The sequence below is a fragment of the Enterococcus sp. DIV0703 genome, assembly GCF_051711065.1.
Taxonomy (GTDB): Bacteria; Bacillota; Bacilli; order Lactobacillales; family Enterococcaceae; genus Enterococcus_B; species Enterococcus_B hirae.
Genome location: NZ_JBIOLX010000001.1, coordinates 2,570,531 through 2,589,283, shown reverse-complemented (window position 1 = coordinate 2,589,283; position 18,753 = coordinate 2,570,531). Strand labels below are relative to the sequence as shown.

Genomic DNA, 18,753 nt, shown 5'->3' with positions numbered 1-18,753 from the left:
GGGTTATTTTACAATGTTATAAAAAAAATTATCTCATTTTTTGTTCTATAGTCAGTAGTGTGATACAGATGGATGGTTTCATCTGCAGTTACAAAATCGTTGGCCAACGAGAACAATATGGAGGTAATAGACATGAAAGATATGGATATCAAAGCCGTCTTTATTGGCGACAAATCAGAAAATGGCGCATTTTACAAAATGCAATTGAACAAGATGGTCGATGAACATTTAGGCTGGAGAGAGAATTATCTTCCTGGTGACGTTGCAGCCATTAGTGAAGCCGACAAACAAGCACCTCGATATATCGCCACTCGTGAGCATATGGTGGAAGTCTTGGATGAAGTCAGTCAACGGATGCGTGCAGGATCAATCCCTTGGCATTCTGCTGGGCGTTATTGGGGTCAAATGAACGCTGAGACATTGATGCCTGCCTTGCTTGCTTATAACTTTGCTATGCTTTGGAATCCGAATAATGTGGCATTGGAATCTTCTATGGCAACTTCACAAATGGAGGCAGAAGTAGGACAAGATTTTGCTGATTTATTCAATATGACCGGTGGCTGGGGCCATATTACAGCAGATGGCTCGATCGCAAACCTTGAAGGTCTTTGGTATGCACGTTGTATCAAATCTATTCCCCTTGCAGTGAAGGAAGTTTATCCTGAAAAAGTCAAAGATAAAACAGATTGGGAACTATTGAATCTTTCTGTCGAAGAAATCTTAGAAATGGTTGGAACCTTCAGTGATGAAGAATTAGATGCTGTCAAAGCAGCTTCATCTCGTAGTGGGAAACACCTCCAAGAACTTGGCAAATGGTTAGTGCCACAAACGAAGCATTATTCATGGATGAAAGCTTTAGACATTTGCGGGATTGGGTTAGATCAAATGATCGCTATCCCAGTTCAAGAAGATTATCGTATGGATGTTGCTATTTTAGAAAAAACGATCCGTGAATTAGCCGCACAAAAGATTCCAGTCCTAGGTGTGGTAGCGGTCGTTGGGACTACGGAAGAAGGCCAAGTGGATAGTGTAGATAAAATCGTCGAATTGCGAGAAAAATTATATAAAGAAGGAATTTATTTCTATCTTCACGTTGACGCAGCTTATGGCGGGTATGCACGTGCATTGTTCTTAAATGAAGCAGGCGAGTTTGTACCTTATGAATCTCTGCCAGACTTTTTTGAAGAACATCATGTATTTAATTATGATGTTTCCATTGATCAAAGTGTTTACGATGGGTTCAAAGCAATCTCTGAGGCAGATTCGGTCACGATCGATCCGCATAAAATGGGCTATGTTCCTTATGCTGCTGGAGGTATCGCAATCAAACACAAAGAAATGCGTAACATTATTTCCTATTTTGCTCCTTATGTTTTTGAAAAATCAGTAAAAGCACCGGACATGTTAGGCGCCTATATTTTAGAAGGATCAAAAGCCGGGGCAACGGCTGCTGCTGTTTGGACTGCCCATCGTGTATTGCCATTGAACATTACTGGTTATGGTCAATTGATTGGTGCCTCGATTGAAGCAGCTCAACGATTCCGAGCATTTTTAGAACAATTGAGCTTTACCATCAAAGGGAAAACGATTGAAGTTTATCCTTTGAATCATCCAGATTTTAATATGGTCAATTGGGTATTTAAAGTCAAAGGATGCACGGATTTAAAAACGATCAATGAATTGAATGAAAAAATGTTCAATCGTTCTTCTTATATGGAAGGGGATGTTTATAGTGAACATTTCATTACTTCACATACGACCTTTATGAAAGAAGAATATGGAGATTCCCCACTTCCTTTCATTGAACGGATAGGTCTTTCGAAAGAAGAATGGCAAAAAGAACAAAAAGTGACATTGCTAAGAGCGGCAATTATGACACCATATCTTAATGATGACAAGATTTTCGAGTTCTATACGCAAGGCATTACCAAAGCCATGGAAAAGACACTCAATGAAATCTTATAACAATAAAAATTAACCGATAAACTGTCTAGTGAAGAACGGTGTTACAGGAAGCTATGATCAAAGAAGATAGATGATGCACGTTGAATTGTTGTATTCAGAGTAGAAAGAGTGGATGTTCAAACGCTTTTCCGATTCAAGATATCAAGATTATGTCAAACTCAGATAGTTGAAGACTAGTGAGTAATCGGGTAAACGCAAGCAGTTCTTTTTCAAAATGAAATACTGCCATTAATTTTTTTCGTTCATAGCTTTTCCCCCCTGTAACGTTCAAATTAGATAGTTTATTCTGTGTTGATGGAAAGAAGGAAAATAACAATGACAGATTCGAAAACTTCACAAATCACTACACTGACATTCATCGGTATGACTTGTGCCTTAGTTGCTAGTGTTCGGAACATTCCTGATGTTGCAGCCACGGGTTGGACGATGCTTTTCTATATGCTTGTAGCGGTATTATTTTATGCTTTTCCTATTTCGTTGATCTCAGGTGAATTTGCTGGGATGTTTCCCCAAAAAGGTGGACCAGAACTCTGGGTCTCAAATTCTTTAGGACGAAAATGGGGCTTTGTTGTCTCATGGCTTTTATGGGTCCAAATGTTTCCAGGGATGGTGATGGTCGCTTCAGCGCTAGCACCTTTGTTGGGTAATATGATTGATAACGTTCCTTTAGGGTTGAACAGTAAATTTACTTTGATCGTTATTCTAGTCGTGTATTGGATCATTACATTATTAAATTTGAAATTTGATATGGCTAAAATTGGTGGGAAGATCGGTGTTTGGTTAGGTCTATATATTCCATTAGCAATTATGCTTCTTTTAGGTATTTTTTCATGGATCAAAGTCGGTATCCAACCACATGCAACATTAGGTCATTTTTCTTGGGCTAAATTGATCCCTGATGCAGAAACAGCGAAATCATTCGTTTACTTTGCACCAATCATGTTTATCTTTACGGGGATCGAGATGTCATCTGTCTACATCACCCGTTTGAAAAATCCTGTAAAAACTTATACTAAAGGGATCTTTGCTGCATTGATTTTTCTCTTCTTTGTGAATACGTTGAATGCGTTAGTCGTAGCAAATGTGGTACCTAAAGGCCAAATGGAGTTGAATAATATTGCGCAATCCATTTCAATCTATTGTCAGATTCTAGGATTACCACATATCATCGTTAATATTTTCAGTCTATTAGTCTTTGTAGGTGTAGCTGTCCAATTATCTGCATGGGCTTCAGGACCAGCCAAAACAGTCACTGCAAGTGCGAGAAAAGGAGCATATCCACCAAAATTCAATTTTTGGAAAACGAACCAATTTGATGTGTCAAAATCAGTGATCTTAACACAATCAACGATTATTTCGATCTTTGCTTTGTTTTATTTGTTGATACCAGGTGTCAATCAGGCATTTCTGATGTTAGTGAACTCCACGACAGTGATTTATTGTATTGTATATGTCATTATGGGGATTGCTATTTTGAAATTAAGAAAAGCCAAACCTGAACTTGCCCGACCATTTAGAATCGGTAAAAAAGGTGGTAAGGGTGATTTAGGTGCATGGATCGTTGTACTTGTTCTTTTTGCAGCAATTGGCTGTTCGGTAGGTTTGACGATGCAAGCTGGAACGTTGATCAACTTTATCGCAGTAACGGTGATTAGTTTGATCTTATTCATTGCCCCATTATGTATTGATAAAATCAGAAAACCATCATGGGAACAAGAAGTCCAACAAAAATTGAATCAAGAATAAAGAAAAGGTGAGTAAGATGGAAAGAACCACAATGAAGAAAACTTTGACGAACCGGAATATCCAGATGATTGCGCTAGGAGGTGCGATCGGGACTGGACTATTCTTAGGTTCTGCCAAAGCAATCAAGTTGGCGGGACCTGCTGTCTTGCTTACTTATTTTGTTTGCGGTCTCGCTATTTATGGGTTGATGTATGCGATGGGTGAGCTCTTTTTATCCAATAATGAGTTTCAATCGATCGGCGATTTCATCCAATACTATTTAGGCGAACGATGGGCATTTTTAGTCAACTGGACGTATTGGTTATGTTGGATGGGTGCTGGGTTGACCGAATTGACAGCGATTGGTTTATATATCCGCTTTTGGTTACCAGCACTCTCTCCCTTAATCAGTGGGATCTTCGCACTTATTGCCTTAGTGATCATTAACGTAGTTGCCGTTCGTTGGTTTGGTGAGTTGGAATCCTTGTTTTCAACTATCAAGATTTTTGGGATTTTATTATTTATTCTTTTAGGGATTGGCGTTTGCTTTTTGTACTTCAAGTCACCAAGAATTGGTGTCAGAGAAAATTTTGATCAGCTCCAAACCATTTTTCCATTTGGACTAACCGGCTTAGTTGCTGCTTTTCCAATGGTTTTATTTAGTTTTGCCGGAGTTGAAATGATCGGTTTAACGGTGGGCGAAACAGCAGATCCACAGAAAAACCTTAAAAAAGCGATCCAATGTTTACCCGCACGTATCCTCTTTTTCTATATTGGAACGATCGTGGCGATTTTGTTAGTCGTTCCTTGGCAATCTTTAGATTTAAAAGAAAGTCCGTTGGTCACGATGTTACAGTTCATTCATTGTAGCAAAGGGGCAGGAGTCATCAACTTGATCATCTTGGTTGCTTCCCTTTCTTCCACGAATAGTGCCATTTATAGTACGAGTCGTATCTTATATAATACGGCAAAAGAAAAAAATCTTTCAAAATGGTTTCTAACATTATCTTCTCGGGGTGTGCCCTTGCACGGTATCTTATTTACTGGAGGCATGTTTTTATTAGGTCTTTGTTTACACTTTTTTGTATCAGATAGTCGGATTTTATTTCAATTACTTGCAGGCATGACCACGATTTCGTTCTTATTTGTCTGGTCAGCTATTTTATTTGCCCATCTAAAATTAACGAAAAGTCAGTTGAAAAAATGGAAAGATCGACTCATTCTATGTTTTTTTTGTTTGGTAGGAATCAGTTTGTTTTTTGAACCAACTACTCGTGTGATTCCCGTAGTTTCCGTTGTTTGGTTTGGTGCCTTGAACTTGATCTATCAACGGATTCGTCAGACCGCTCCAAAATGATTCGATATTTTTCCCCTATTTTTTTCAGGGTCCTCTGAAATAATTGACGTTAAATCAAGTCTCTCCTCCCTATAATAAAAGTATCACAACCGAAAGAGGAGGGATTGCGATGGTCTGGTATAAAGAAACAGCCCAAGAAGTGATGAAGACACTCAAAACGACTCCAGATGGGCTAAACCAAGATGAGCGTATCAGTCGTTTAAAAGAAAACGGCTATAATCATATAGAAGTAAAAAAGAAAGTTAGTCCATTACGAAAGTTTTTGAAGCATTTGACAGAGTTATTGATGATTATCTTATTGGTTGCTTCTTTGTTAAAATTTTTTACAGGAGAAGTAATTGAAGGAAGTATTATTCTGGCAGTCGTTCTCGTCAATAGTTTTGTTGGTTATTGGCAAGAGCGAAAGGCTGAGGAAGCGTTAAACGGCTTAGAAAAACTTTTAGGACAGAACGCGGTGATTTTCACAGAAGGGATCAAAGAATTGGTTCCAGCTAAAGAATTAGTGCCAGGTGATTTGTTAGCGTTGAAAGCAGGCGATGTTGTACCTGCAGACGTTCGCTTGATTGAGGTCCATGACTTCATGGTAGAAGAAGCCGCATTGACGGGGGAGTCGGAAGCAGTTGAAAAGACTAGCGAACGATTGACGACAACTGTCTCAACCGGAGATCAGAAGAATCTGGCATTTTCTGGTACCTTAGTTCAAACAGGGACTGCGATTGGTGTGGTCATCGAAACGGGAGATACCACTGAAATCGGGAAAATCAATCAGGCACTACAATCAGTCCAACAACAAACTACACCACTCGTTAAAAAAATCAACCAACTAAACAAGCAGATCTTTCGTGGGATTCTTTTCCTTAGCTTGTTCTTACTCTTTTTCACGACATTTAGATATGGCTTGGAAATGAACTTCTTATTTTCAACGATTATTGCTTTGATCGTTTCGATGATCCCGGAAGGTTTACCAGCAGTACTTACGATGATCCTTTCTTTAGGTGTGAACGAAATGGCTAAAGAGCAAGCGATTATTAAAGGTTTGCCGTCTGTGGAAACTCTTGGCTCTATGACCGTGATTTGTTCGGATAAAACAGGAACCCTGACAAAAAACGAAATGAGTGTTGTCGAAACAGTGACGGATCAAGAAGAAACCATGTTGGCAATCATGAAAAACTGCCAAGAGATCCAAACCAAAGCAAATCAAAACGTGGCCGAATTAACAGGAAACCCGACCGAACTTGCTTTACTACGTTACACGGCAAAAGCATCACTACCTTTGGAGCCAGTCAAAGGAAAAATCCCATTTAGTTCAAGCTATAAATACATGGCAACAATGCATGACAAACAGGAACATGCGATTGTTTATGTCAAAGGGGCACCAGAAGTATTACTAGCAAAAGCGAACTTGACACCGAAACAAGTCGGAAAATGGCAAGAGGAAGCGATGAAACTCGCTCAAAAAGGACAACGAGTCTTAGGCTTTGCTTATAAGACACTTGCTCCTGATCAAGAATTAGGACATGATCAATTGAATGAACTGACCTTTGTAGGGATTGCAGGAATTATCGATCCACCAAAAGAGAGTGCGATCCGAGCAGTCAAAGAATGTCAAAATGCAGGGATCTCGGTGAAAATGATCACAGGAGACCATAAAGACACTGCGCAGGCAATTGCTGAACAAATCGGTCTCAAACACACAAAAAACGTGTTAGAAGGAATTGACATTGATCGCTTATCAGATGAAGAACTAGCGAAACAAGTGAAATCAGTAGATGTATTTGCCCGAACGACACCGGAACACAAGTTACGGATCGTGGATGCTCTTCAAAAAAATGAAGAAATCGTTGGAATGACGGGTGACGGTGTGAATGATGCGCCAGCTTTGAAGCGTGCTGATGTAGGAATCGCTATGGGAATCAAAGGGAGTGAAGTGAGCAAGCAGGCAGCGGACATGGTTCTGGGTGATGATAATTTCCATACGATCGCTAAAGCGGTCAAAGAAGGGCGGAGAATTCTCGACAATCTTCAAAAAACAATCAATTTTTTCTTACCAACAGCTTTAGCCCAAGGACTGGTCATTATTTGGGCACTACTCGTTAACCAGCCGTTACCACTGACACCTGTCCAAATTTTATGGGTGAACATGGTTACTACGATCACGTTATCCTATGCTTTAGGATTTGAAAAAGCTGGTAAGGACACGATGAGTCGCTCACCGAGAGATCCAAAGCAAGGGATTCTCACCCGCTACAGTGTGTTTCGAATCTTTTATGTGTCATTGCTGATCATGATTCCTGCTTATTTACTAGCAATGAGCTTTGAAGGACAAGCGCTCCAACAAACCATGCTCTTACAAAATATCGTAGCTGCTCAAGCTGTGTATATGATCAATTGCCGCGAGTTACTTGATCCTTCATTGAATCGTAGTTTATTTGAAAACAAAGCGTTGTTCTTGTCACTCGGGATGTTGGTCCTCTTGCAAGCAGGAGTGATTTACTTACCGATCGCACAACAGCTAATTGGGACAACAAGTCTTTCCCTGACAGAGCAACTACCGATCTTACTAAATATTCTATTACTTTTTGTAATCGTTGAGATCGAAAAGCGGATCAGTAAGATGATCGCCAAAAAAAGAAATGCTGAGTTACCCACGTAAAAAGTACCACCACAAACAGGAAATAAAAGCTTATAAACGTACTCTTTGGCCATTACCAAATAGACATTTATAAGCTTTTGTTAGTTACTTGATCATTGATCGATGTTAAGACAGAGCATAAAAAAACTAAGTGTGAGTTACAAATACGATCGCAACGATAAGTCACTTAAACGATCCAATTCATTTTTTGTCGGGATCGTTGAAAGATAAATGACAGGCATTGGCGGCGTATCGATCGGAATATTTGAAACTAATAGATCATTTTTCTTGATAGTGATATCTGACAATTGACTCAATTCAATTGGCTCCAAGATCACTCGTTTTCCTAAATAAGCATTTAATTCTTGTTGCAAAAAAGCTTTCCATGAAGGTTCCCCTTGAAAAATAAAATAAATCGTTGCTTGATACGGCTGCACGGCTAAAAGTGTCTGTTGGATTAATAAAGAAAGTAAATAAAAGAAATAAGTCTCATTGGTGACCTTTTTGACCATGCTCGTCGATTCTTTAACTTGTTGCAACAAAGCGAATTTATGAGGATATAACTCTGGGTATTCTTGTTCATATTCTTTTAAATAATAGTGATATTGCTTGGTTGTTTGTTCGATCAATAACGGTGATTCATAGTATTTCAGGAGTAGTAAAATCAAATTTTCCGGTAAGTTTGTTTGTTCTAACTCTTTGATAGCTAAGCTTTCTGATAGACGATTTACAAATTCACGAATGTTTGTTTCTGCAGGGTGACGGTGTAAAATATCCAAGATCATAGGCGGGTAAGAGTTGTTATAGTTCCAGCTGTCAAGAAAACAGGAAAAAGCAAACGCTGCTTCTTTATCTTTAAGATAGACCCCTTCAGTTCGGTACAGTTTTTCTAATTCAGGAGCATAGAGTAAAAATAATTGATCCTGGGTAGAAAACAATGAAGTCGGGATTCGACAACCAGCTTTGATCCGAATCGTGTTGATAAAAAAACAACAAATCCCGAATACCTCTTCGGTGTCAACAGCTAACTCAGCTTGTCGTAAACGTTTGAGGAACCGGAAGTAGTGAGATTCATGGATCGAGTAATCCTCGAAGAAATAGTTGTTATGGGTAAACGGCATAAGTAATCGATGATAAAATAGCCGAATGGTTTCTTCTTCACCTGAAAACGACAAACGGTGGCGGTTTTGTTCGATCTGTAATTCGTAGACGACTAATTGTTGATTCAATTTTTTGACATGACGATTCAATGTTTCATAAGACAAGCCGTTACGTGCTAAAAAGGTGGGGGTAGCGACTTCTTTAATCGTTAATAATTCTTTCAATAATTGGACACTGATCGACTGTGTCAGAAAAATTTCCCACAGTTCATTTGTCAGGAGATTCTGTTCGTTTTTTAGTTGAATCCCTGATTGGTCACTATTGATTAGCCAGCCTTTAGGTAATTGGGTTTTGATTGTTTGAAGATCAGAAAAAATCGTACGCTCTGTGGTATTGACAGCTTCGGCTAACTCGTTCACAGTTATTTGCGAGTGATTCAGTAATAGTTCCACTAAAGAGACTTGGCGTTTGATATCTTTTTCAGTAATGATTTTTTTCATTAAAGAATACATCGGATCAACCTTTCTTTGTTAAGTATGACAAGTGAGGAAGACACTCGTTTCGCCGTATCTTCATAATGAAACCTGATTATTTTAGATAGCGCTTACCATTAGTATAATGAAAAAAGGCACAATATCAAATAAAGGATGAGTTTTTTGGATTTTTTTACTTCAATCAGCCTCCGTTTATTTAAAGTAGAAGTTAGCTAAAAAATTTGACTTATACTAAAATAAGTAAAAAGATAGTCATGTGAGAGGAGTGAGTAGAATGGAAAACAGACTAAACGATTATCGCCGCTTACTAGCGATTGCTCAAGCTGGATTGCTTTATGGGAAAGACGTGTTTGACAAAGAACGATATGAAGAGCTGCAAGAAATCTCGTTGAAGCTGCTGAGTGAAGTGGGATTGGAAACAAAGGAAGAATGGACAAGCCTAATAGAAGGTCATGAAGGATATCCAACACCAAAAGTTGACGTACGTGCATGGATCAAACAAGACGAGAAGGTTCTATTGATCGAAGATACAAAAACACAAGAATGGTCATTACCAGGAGGATTTGCAGAAGTTGGTTTGTCTCCTAAAGAAAATATACGTAAAGAAGTCAAAGAAGAAACTGGATTAGAGGTAGAAGTAGGTCAATTATTAGCGATATTTGATACGAATCTGCGCACAGACATCCCTCAAGCCTTTCAGTACTATAAAATTGTTTTTTCTTGCGCTATCTTGTCAGGTACGTTTGTGGCAAACCATGAAACTTCTAATATGAAATTCTTCCATTTAAATGATTTACCAAAACTCTCGCTGAAACGTACGACCAAAGAGCAACTATTGATTTTAGAAAAAGCTACCTTGCCTTATTGTGATTGATCAGGGAAGGTAGTTTTTTATTTTTAGTGATTTTTTGTTGCAAATGCAATAAAAAAGAGTAAAATCATACTAAAGCTAGGTAAGGGAGGGCTAAAATGGACGAAATCATTCGAGAGATTGGAGCAATTGCCCGTGCCTTGGACTCGATTAGTAACATTGAGTTTCAAGAAGTTGATTTGACAAGAGGACAATACCTGTATTTAGTACGAATCTGTGAACATCCTGGCATTATTCAAGAAAAGTTAGCTGAGATGATCAACGTTGACCGAACAACGACGGCACGTGCGGTGAAAAAATTGATAGCAAAAGACCTGATAAAAAGCATGCCAGATAAAAACAATAAAAAGATAAAAAAACTTTACCCAACGGATCGTGGAAAAAAAGTCTATCCGTTTATCCTTCGAGAGCATCATTATTCCAATCAAGTAGCTGTCAAAGGGTTATCCCCGCAAGAAGTTTTGCAATTACACACACTTTTGCAAAAAGTTCGGAAAAATGTGAGTGAAGATTGGCATTATATAAAAAAAGGAAACAAAAGAATTTATTGAAAGGACTGGAGCGGTGAAAACAATCGAAATCGTAGGGATCAAAGAAACGGAAGTAGAAAAATTACAGGCAATTAGTATCGAGACCTATCAAGCTACCTTTGGTGAACACAACAGTGAAGAATTGATGACGACCTATTTGGATGAAGCTTATGCGCTCGATAAATTGAGGCGAGAACTTCAAGAGGAACAGTCAGAATTTTATTGGGCAGTACTAGATGACCGGATTGCTGGCTATCTAAAATTAAATATAGGGCAAGCACAAACAGAAGCAATGGGAGAAGGATTTTTAGAGATCGAACGTATTTATGTCCGATCGCCATTTAAATCTAAAGGGATTGGATCTAGATTGATCGAATTTGCTGTGCAAAAAGCGCAAGAAAAACAAAAAGAGGCGATTTGGTTAGGGGTATGGGAACATAACTATCCTGCCTTAGCTTTTTATAAAAAACATGGATTCCAACATCATAGCCAACATATTTTTTATATGGGAGATGATGCTCAGACAGATTATCTATATGTCAAAAATTTACAGAAATAAAAGGAGTAGAAACATGGAAAAAATCATCGCAGAACAAAATTTTTGGGAAGTCTTTCCAGAAGCAACAATTGAAGTTTTGGTAGTCGAAGGTATCGATAATCATGTAGATAAAGCCAAAGAAGAACACTTCCATCAACTATTGAATGATGCAGCGAAAGAAGCAAGAGGATATTTGACAGAAGAAACATTCAGTCAAAATGAAGTCATTGCCCAATGGCGTCAAGCTTTTTCACGTTTTAAAACCAAAAAAGGAGCCCGTTCATCAATTGAAGCGTTATTAAAAAGAGCCAGCCAAGAACGTGAATTTTTCCCTATCAACCCATTAGTCGATATCTATAACAGTATTTCTCTAACATTTGGTGTGCCATGTGGAGGAGAAGATCAAGAAAAAATCAAAGGGGATCTTCATCTAGGAAAAGCTCATGGTGGTGAAAGTTTTTTACCTCTAGGAGCAGAAGCTGATGCACCAGCTTTACCAGAAGAAATCATTTATTACGATAACGAAGGAGCAATCTGTCGCAGTTTCAACTGGCGAGAAGCGCAACGGACAATGTTGACGGAAGACACGACTAAAGCCATTTTGGTTATTGAATCAGTCACAAAAGAGCAAGCATCACGTGGCGCAAAAGCAATGACAGAATTGAAAAAACGCGTGGAACAAACATTTGGCGTAGAAGGGAAAACATTTACGCTAACGAAGGAACATCCAGAAATGAACATTTGAAGTAGGAGCGAAACGTAGGAAGAAAAAGTAGCTCAACCAATAAGATCACATAGAAAAACGAGGGATTTTTCTATGTGATCTTGTTTTCTCTAACGAGTGTAGTTTTGAATGGTTTCGTTTCACTGTTGTGCCATCAAATCTTATCAAAACCAGACAAACTGACAAAGAATCGTCACAGTCTGTCAAATCTTGTCGGATTTTTCGATTCTTAAACCGAGAATTCTTTGATTATCCGCTTTCATGATATACTTAATGAAAAGGATCAACACCATCAAAGGAGGATCAGAGATGATCGGTAAAACCAGAGTCATGCTTTATGCAGAAAATGTTGAAGTGCTTAGTCAATTTTTTGTCGAAACTCTAGGCGCAACAGTTAGTGAAACGATTGAGTTACCAGAAGAATTTCAAAGTACGATCGTGCAACTTTCACCAGAATTTGAATTAGGGATTTTTCCAAAAGTTTTTGTCCAACGATTTTCGCCAGAAGTGTTAGGTACGACTCCTTCGATCATTTTCTTTACGGATCAATTTGAGGAGATCTATCAAAAAATAGAGAATGCTGGTGAAATCATGGAGAGCAATGGCGTAGAGACGTTCAACTTTTCTGATCCAGAAGGAAACTATTTTGTGATCGGTAAGTTGTAATGTTTGAAATCAGAAGAGGTCCTGGTGTTTGAAAAGGAGATGCACAGGACAAGGAATTTAAATAAATGAATAACAAATTTTTGAAGGAAAGGAGAGACTGTCATGAATCTAATCGCAAAAATGGAAGAATATTCACAGAGACGACGAGAAGAAAAAAGTGAAAAAATCCGTATGAAAAACTTGAAGACAGGGAAAAAGCCAACAAAAGGTTGGGGGAAAATGGTAGATACAGGATATGGCGGCTTGAATTCGTTGACTAATTCTAGTGAAATTAGTAAATATTTTTCGGCAGAAAGTGACATCAAGGGATTCATTGCTGAAGAACAAAAACGCATCGGAAAAGAGCAGCTAAAAAATAGCTAAAGCAAACCGATTTGGTACGCTATTTTGTTTGAAATGCTCCTTTTCTATTAAAAAAACTGTTAAATCAGTTCATAACGATCAAAAAAACTTAAAGTTCGGATTTTGCTTAAAATCCGACTTTTTTGTTTACTTATGTTCTGATTTAGTATATGATTAAACACGTTGTTTTTAAATAATTCAAAATTTTGAGGGACTTTTTTATAAATGTTCGGTTTTAGGGGGATGAAAGATGAAGGAAAAACTACTTTCCTACTTCGAGATTGAAAAATTAGGTACCACCGTCAGAAGAGAAATACTTGCAGGCTTTACAACATTTATCTCAATGGCATATATCTTATTTGTCAATCCAACAGTTTTAGGCGCATCAGGAATGGACGAAGGTGCGGTGTTTACGGCTACAGCATTAGCAAGTGCGATCGGCTGTATTTTAATGGGGGTCTTAGCACGTTACCCGATTGGTACTGCGCCAGCATTAGGGATTAATGCCTTTTTTGCTTATTCCGTTTGTTTGGGAATGGGGATTCCTTGGGAAACAGCTTTAGCAGGCGTGTTCGTTGCTTCTTTGATTTTTATTTTAATCACGATTTTCAAATTACGTGAAATGATCATTGATGCAATTCCAGCTGATTTAAAATATGCGATCTCAGGTGGGATTGGCTTATTTATTGCTTTCCTTGGCTTGAATGAAGGAGGAGTCATCGTTTCAAATGAATCCACATTAGTGGGGTTAGGATCACTAAGCGTAGGTTCAACATGGTTGACGATTTTTGGGTTAGTTGTGACAGCAATCTTATTGATAAGACGTGTTCCAGGAGGTATTTTTATTGGGATGGTAGCTAGCACAATTCTTGGATTAGTGACTGGACTTATTCCTATGCCTTCTCAATTAGTTTCAGCTGCACCAAGTTTAAAGCCAACATTCTTAGTTGCATTGAAACATATCGGAGACATCAACTCACTACAAATGTGGGTAGTCGTATTAACCTTTTTATTAGTTACATTCTTTGATACAGCAGGCACGTTAGTCGGTTTAGCTAATCAAGCTGGTTTTATGAAAGATAACAAAATGCCTCGTGTTGGGAAAGCGTTGGCTTCTGATTCAACAGCTATGCTTGCAGGTTCTTTATTAGGAACTTCACCAGTTGGGGCTTTCGTTGAATCTTCTGCCGGAATTGCTGTTGGTGGCCGTTCTGGGATCACTGCAGTAACGACCGGGATCTTATTCCTATTCGGTTTATTCTTTTCACCGTTGCTATCAGTAGTGACTTCACAAGTAACAGCACCAGCACTGATCATTGTCGGTGTATTGATGGCACAATCGTTGCGTCAAATCGAATGGGGCAAGTTAGAGATCGCCATTCCAGCTTTCTTGATCTTGATCGGCATGCCGTTAACTTATAGTATTTCTGATGGGATCGCATTAGGATTTATTTTCTATCCAATTACTATGATCGCAGCAAAACGCGGAAAAGAAGTATCACCGATCATGTATCTGTTATTCTTTGTCTTTATTGGCTTCATGTGGATACTGAACATTAGTTAACTTGATTTAGTTGATTAATTTTTATGATGTGTGACAAGTAAAAAAACCTTGGCAAATGGAGATCTCGCTATTGTTAGCGAGAAAACAAATGCCAGGGTTCTTTTTTGGAAAAAATTGTTATCGGTAACAACTGAAAGTAAAAGACGATAGCATCAAGGTTTAGGCGTGGTGAAAGAAATAAGGAGAATAATGGCTATTTACTCTCGTTTTTGAAAGCGTTACAATTTTTGCGAGGGATCAATAATCTTTAACCAATGGAGGAAAGTATGGAGAAAAAATGGTGGCATCAATCAGTTGTCTATCAAGTATATCCTCGTAGTTTTCAAGATACGAATGGGGATGGAGTCGGGGATTTACAAGGAGTGATCGCTCGATTAGATTATCTGCATTATTTAGGGATCGATACGATATGGTTATCTCCCGTATATGAATCTCCTAACGACGATAATGGTTACGATATCAGTGATTATCAAGCAATCATGGCCGAATTTGGCACGATGGCTGATATGGAGGAACTGATTGCAGAAGCAAAGAAACGTGAAATAAAAATCATTATGGATCTCGTCGTCAACCACACATCAGATGAACATGCTTGGTTTATCGAAGCTCGTCAAAGTAAGAAAAATCCGTATCGGGATTATTACATTTGGCGTGACCCAATCAATGGAAATGAGCCTAATCAATTACGGTCGATATTCAGTGGCTCCGCTTGGCAGTTTGATGAAACAACTAGTCAGTATTATTTACATCTTTATAGTAAAAAGCAACCAGATTTAAACTGGGAAAATCCCCATTTACGTCAAGAGATCTATCAGATGATGAACTTTTGGATCGACAAGGGAATCGGTGGTTTCCGAATGGACGTGATCGATACGATTGGGAAGTTACCCGATCAAGAAATAACAAGTAATGGTCCCAAGCTTCATGACTATTTACAAGAGATGAATCAAGCTACTTTTGGAAACAAAGATCTGATGACAGTGGGCGAAACTTGGGGAGCAACCACGGACATTGCGAAGCTTTATTCTGATCCCAAGAGAAATGAACTATCGATGATCTTTCAATTTGAACATGTCGGTTTGGATCAACAGGCAGGAAAAGACAAATGGGATTTAAAACCATTAAGTATTCCTGAGTTGAAACAGGTATTATCAAAATGGCAAACTTCTTTAGGGAATGAAGGATGGAACAGTCTATTTTGGAATAACCATGATTTGCCAAGGATCATCTCACGTTGGGGGAATGATCAAGATTATCGAGAAGAAAGTGGCAAAATGTTTGCGATTTTGCTTCATATGATGAAAGGGACACCTTATATTTATCAAGGAGAAGAAATCGGGATGACAAACTACCCGATCAAGGATATTTCTGAAGCGCAAGATATTGAAACGATCAACATGTATCATGAACGGTTAACTTTAGGATTTACTCCGGAAGAAATCTTGTGTTCGATCAATGCAAAAGGGCGTGACAATGCGCGTACACCGATGCAATGGGATAATAGTGAATATGCTGGATTTACCACAGGAACTCCTTGGCTACACGTCAATCCAAACTACCAAACGATCAATGTGAAAACAGCCTTAGCAAAGAAAGATTCTATTTTTTATACGTATAAGCAATTGATCGAGTTACGGAAAAACAATGAACTCATCGTCTGGGGAGATTACCAGTTGGTAACAGATACGCCCGATGACGTATTTGCCTATTATCGGACGTTGAATAATGAACAATGGTTAGTCGTTTGCAATATGTCTGAAAAAAAACAGCCATACACATTGGCTGATCAAGCGATGACACTGGTCATTTCAAACTATCCACAAAAACAGATACCAACTGGCAAACTGAATTTACGTCCTTATGAAGCTTTTGTTTTGAAGATGAGCAAATAAATGACTTGTCCGAACACCTCAAAAAAGAGTATGATAAAAGAAATTTAGACAAGTGTGAGGACCATGATGAAAGTATTGTTTGATTTGATTCCAAAAAAACAAGAGGAAATGGTACTTTTTCAAGTTCATGAAAAGGTACCATTTTTAACTTCGATTGCTGATATTTTAGAGAAATACAAAGTGGAAACTATTTTAGTGAGAGACTATAAAAAAGAAAGAGATGTCTATTTAGATTTATTCTCGATTTTTTATATCGAATACCTTGATCGCAAATGTTTCTTTTATACGGAAAATGAAGTGTATGAGCGAAGATTGACACTAGCTCAGTTAATGAAAGAACTCCCAGAACCATTTATCCAAATATCGAAAACGACTATTTTAAATATCTATATGGTTAAAGAAATCAATTCGTCGCTTTTAAATGGAAATCTCTATGTCACATTACAAAATACAGAAGAGTTACTCGTTAGCCGTTATTTTTCCAAAGCATTAAAAGAAAAAATCGATCAGACTTTTCGCAACAAGTGACAAGAAAAATGCAAGAAATGACAATCAAACTAGCTTCAATAAGGAAACCTTGTAGAATAAATGTACCTGATAGCTGGTAAGATGAAAAGGAGAGCCTGATGAAATTGATACAACGTATGATGAGAAGTATTGGTATTGGAAGCTTTGCTTTCTTGCTGTTCAAATTAGTTTCACAAACCCATGAGATCACGAGAAATGAGATTCTTTTTGTCTTCTTTCTCTCGGCTTTTATTGGCGTAGTATCGCTGATCGAGCGAATTGAGAAGCTTAATTATCTTCAGATTATACTGCTGCATTTTATTAGTACGTATGCCTTTAGTTATTTCTTGTTGGTGCTGTTGAATGGAAGAGTTTCTGTTCATCTTGAGAGGTACACGCTAACCTTTGTGAGTATCTATTTCATTGTGTGGCTTTGTTTGATCATCAGGAACTTTTTACGAGCCCGATTGTTAAATAAACGAATCCAAATAATCAATACACGGCATTCAGGAATTTCAGGAAAGAAAGAAGAATAAAACGTGGAACATCTACAAAATTATCTCATTGTGTTAGTATTGATTCTCTTTTTTTTACAGAGATTACTTAAAGAAAGAGCAATCAAAGACACGATGAAAAGTGAAATCATCATTGTATTAGTTGGACTTTATTTAATCATAAGCAACTGGCAAGAAATCATTAAGACTAACCATACACTTATTCTTATTGTTTTGTCTGTTTTGCTGGGATTCATCTTTGGCGGGTTACGTGCCCAAACTGTAAAAATCTATCAAAGACAAAGTGACCAGCAATGGGTAAAAAAGGGAACTTGGCTGACCGTCCTTGTATTTATCATAGGGATCATTATCAATCGTGTCAGCGTATTGCCTTTTGGTGAAAGCGTACCTGCAGTTGCTGAAACTTTGCATATCGGTGTCTCATTATTAGGTGCCAAAGTAGTTTATCTGAAAAAAGTATAAACCAATCAGTCGCATTTTTTTCTTATTCGGCGGTACCTAGTGACAATTTTTTTGAATCATTCTTTTATGAATGGAATAAGACCTCTCTTCAATAAGGAGAGCATGTGAAAAGATAACAGTATGAAACATCAAGAAAGTAAGAAGACTTCAAAAATGATAAGAAATACCAAGACAATTTTTTGCCGTATCTGTTCTCTACTTATCTTATTTCAAATTTTTGGTGCAGCTCATTGTTTGAAGGTGCTTGAATCTTGTTTCTGCGTTTTTATATCCCCTAAAACAGGTTATATTATTCTTTCTAGGAATTTTACATGCTCTTGTTTTCCCTTGTTACTACAGCCTTTTTTGACAAATAACAAAAATCATACTATGATATGTTACGCGGATATTAGGGGGAGAAAACATGGGAAAACCGATTGAACAAGCGTTAAATGATTGTCTGTTTTTTAGTGTGAAAAAATTAGATCGCCTGTTGAATAAAATGGCAGATGAAGCATTTAAGAAAACGGGTTTGACACCGACATATGGGTTTATTTTATTGATTTTAAAAGAAAAAGATGGGTTACCACAAAAGGATATCGCCCAATTACTTTGTTCTGCACCTTCAACGATTGCTCGTTTTGTCGAAAAATTGGAATACAAAGGCTATATCAAAACAGTCAGTGATGGACGCTTGTCATTAGTTTATCTGACGGATCAAGGACGGGAATTTGTAAAAGAAATCGATAGTAGTTGGGAAGAACTACATCATGCATATCAAGAGATTCTAGGATCTGTAGAAAGTGAATGTTTATCTAAAGCAATCAATTCAGCCACGGAAAAACTACAAAAAAAATAAATTTTTTTAATCTCGTTAGTTGTATGCGCA

17 protein-coding genes are annotated in these 18,753 nt (G+C 37.9%); 16 read left to right on the top strand and 1 reads right to left on the bottom strand.

The window, feature by feature from the left end:
* The first annotated feature begins 132 nt into the window (after positions 1–132).
* From tdc to IGK81_RS11830, 4 genes are all read left to right on the top strand, one after another.
* Positions 133–1,965, top strand: coding sequence for a tyrosine decarboxylase (tdc, locus tag IGK81_RS11845; protein WP_034700473.1), 1,833 nt, complete (start codon positions 133–135; stop codon positions 1,963–1,965).
* Positions 1,966–2,280: 315 nt separating this feature from the next.
* The gene (locus tag IGK81_RS11840) at positions 2,281–3,711 is read left to right on the top strand and encodes an amino acid permease (protein ID WP_010720986.1); all 1,431 of its coding nucleotides are present in this window, start codon (positions 2,281–2,283) and stop codon (positions 3,709–3,711) included.
* A gap of 16 nt (positions 3,712–3,727) precedes the next feature.
* A complete protein-coding gene (locus IGK81_RS11835; RefSeq protein ID WP_034700472.1) occupies positions 3,728–5,047 on the top strand; it encodes an amino acid permease in 1,320 nt (439 codons plus the stop codon).
* A 109-nt stretch (positions 5,048–5,156) separates the two neighbouring features.
* A complete protein-coding gene (locus tag IGK81_RS11830) occupies positions 5,157–7,700 on the top strand; it encodes an HAD-IC family P-type ATPase (protein WP_034700471.1) in 2,544 nt (847 codons plus the stop codon).
* 137 nt (positions 7,701–7,837) lie between these two features.
* On the opposite strand, the gene IGK81_RS11825 is transcribed toward IGK81_RS11830, so the two are convergent.
* Positions 7,838–9,292, bottom strand: a complete 1,455-nt coding sequence (locus tag IGK81_RS11825; protein ID WP_034700470.1) for a helix-turn-helix domain-containing protein — start codon at positions 9,290–9,292, stop codon at positions 7,838–7,840.
* A 256-nt stretch (positions 9,293–9,548) separates the two neighbouring features.
* On the opposite strand from IGK81_RS11825, the gene IGK81_RS11820 reads away from it, so the two are divergent.
* The 12 genes from IGK81_RS11820 (at position 9,549) to IGK81_RS11765 (ending at position 18,723) form a co-directional block, all read left to right on the top strand.
* The gene (locus IGK81_RS11820) at positions 9,549–10,148 is read left to right on the top strand and encodes an NUDIX hydrolase (protein WP_034700468.1); all 600 of its coding nucleotides are present in this window, start codon (positions 9,549–9,551) and stop codon (positions 10,146–10,148) included.
* Positions 10,149–10,243: 95 nt separating this feature from the next.
* On the top strand, positions 10,244–10,696 hold the full coding sequence (locus tag IGK81_RS11815) for a MarR family winged helix-turn-helix transcriptional regulator (RefSeq protein ID WP_010720981.1): 453 nt from the start codon (positions 10,244–10,246) through the stop codon (positions 10,694–10,696).
* A 13-nt stretch (positions 10,697–10,709) separates the two neighbouring features.
* Entirely contained in the window at positions 10,710–11,234 is a 525-nt protein-coding gene (locus tag IGK81_RS11810) for a GNAT family N-acetyltransferase (RefSeq protein WP_034700466.1), read from the top strand.
* Between the two features lie 13 nt (positions 11,235–11,247).
* On the top strand, positions 11,248–11,958 hold the full coding sequence (locus IGK81_RS11805; protein ID WP_034700465.1) for a B3/B4 domain-containing protein: 711 nt from the start codon (positions 11,248–11,250) through the stop codon (positions 11,956–11,958).
* Between the two features lie 288 nt (positions 11,959–12,246).
* Complete coding sequence (locus tag IGK81_RS11800; RefSeq protein ID WP_034700463.1) at positions 12,247–12,603, top strand: VOC family protein; 357 nt, start codon at positions 12,247–12,249, stop codon at positions 12,601–12,603.
* A 102-nt stretch (positions 12,604–12,705) separates the two neighbouring features.
* Positions 12,706–12,966: a hypothetical protein gene (locus tag IGK81_RS11795; RefSeq protein WP_010737016.1), complete on the top strand. Its 261-nt coding sequence runs from the start codon at positions 12,706–12,708 to the stop codon at positions 12,964–12,966.
* A 229-nt stretch (positions 12,967–13,195) separates the two neighbouring features.
* Positions 13,196–14,509, top strand: coding sequence for an NCS2 family permease (locus IGK81_RS11790; protein WP_010737017.1), 1,314 nt, complete (start codon positions 13,196–13,198; stop codon positions 14,507–14,509).
* Positions 14,510–14,775: 266 nt separating this feature from the next.
* Positions 14,776–16,401: a glycoside hydrolase family 13 protein gene (locus IGK81_RS11785; RefSeq protein ID WP_034700462.1), complete on the top strand. Its 1,626-nt coding sequence runs from the start codon at positions 14,776–14,778 to the stop codon at positions 16,399–16,401.
* A 63-nt stretch (positions 16,402–16,464) separates the two neighbouring features.
* Positions 16,465–16,929 (top strand): LytTR family DNA-binding domain-containing protein, encoded by a 465-nt coding sequence (locus tag IGK81_RS11780; RefSeq protein WP_014834434.1) that lies wholly within the window; start codon positions 16,465–16,467, stop codon positions 16,927–16,929.
* 98 nt (positions 16,930–17,027) lie between these two features.
* Positions 17,028–17,444, top strand: coding sequence for a DUF3021 family protein (locus IGK81_RS11775; RefSeq protein WP_010737020.1), 417 nt, complete (start codon positions 17,028–17,030; stop codon positions 17,442–17,444).
* A 3-nt stretch (positions 17,445–17,447) separates the two neighbouring features.
* Positions 17,448–17,885: a hypothetical protein gene (locus tag IGK81_RS11770; RefSeq protein ID WP_034700460.1), complete on the top strand. Its 438-nt coding sequence runs from the start codon at positions 17,448–17,450 to the stop codon at positions 17,883–17,885.
* 403 nt (positions 17,886–18,288) lie between these two features.
* The gene (locus IGK81_RS11765) at positions 18,289–18,723 is read left to right on the top strand and encodes a MarR family winged helix-turn-helix transcriptional regulator (protein ID WP_010720971.1); all 435 of its coding nucleotides are present in this window, start codon (positions 18,289–18,291) and stop codon (positions 18,721–18,723) included.
* Positions 18,724–18,753: the final 30 nt, after the last annotated feature.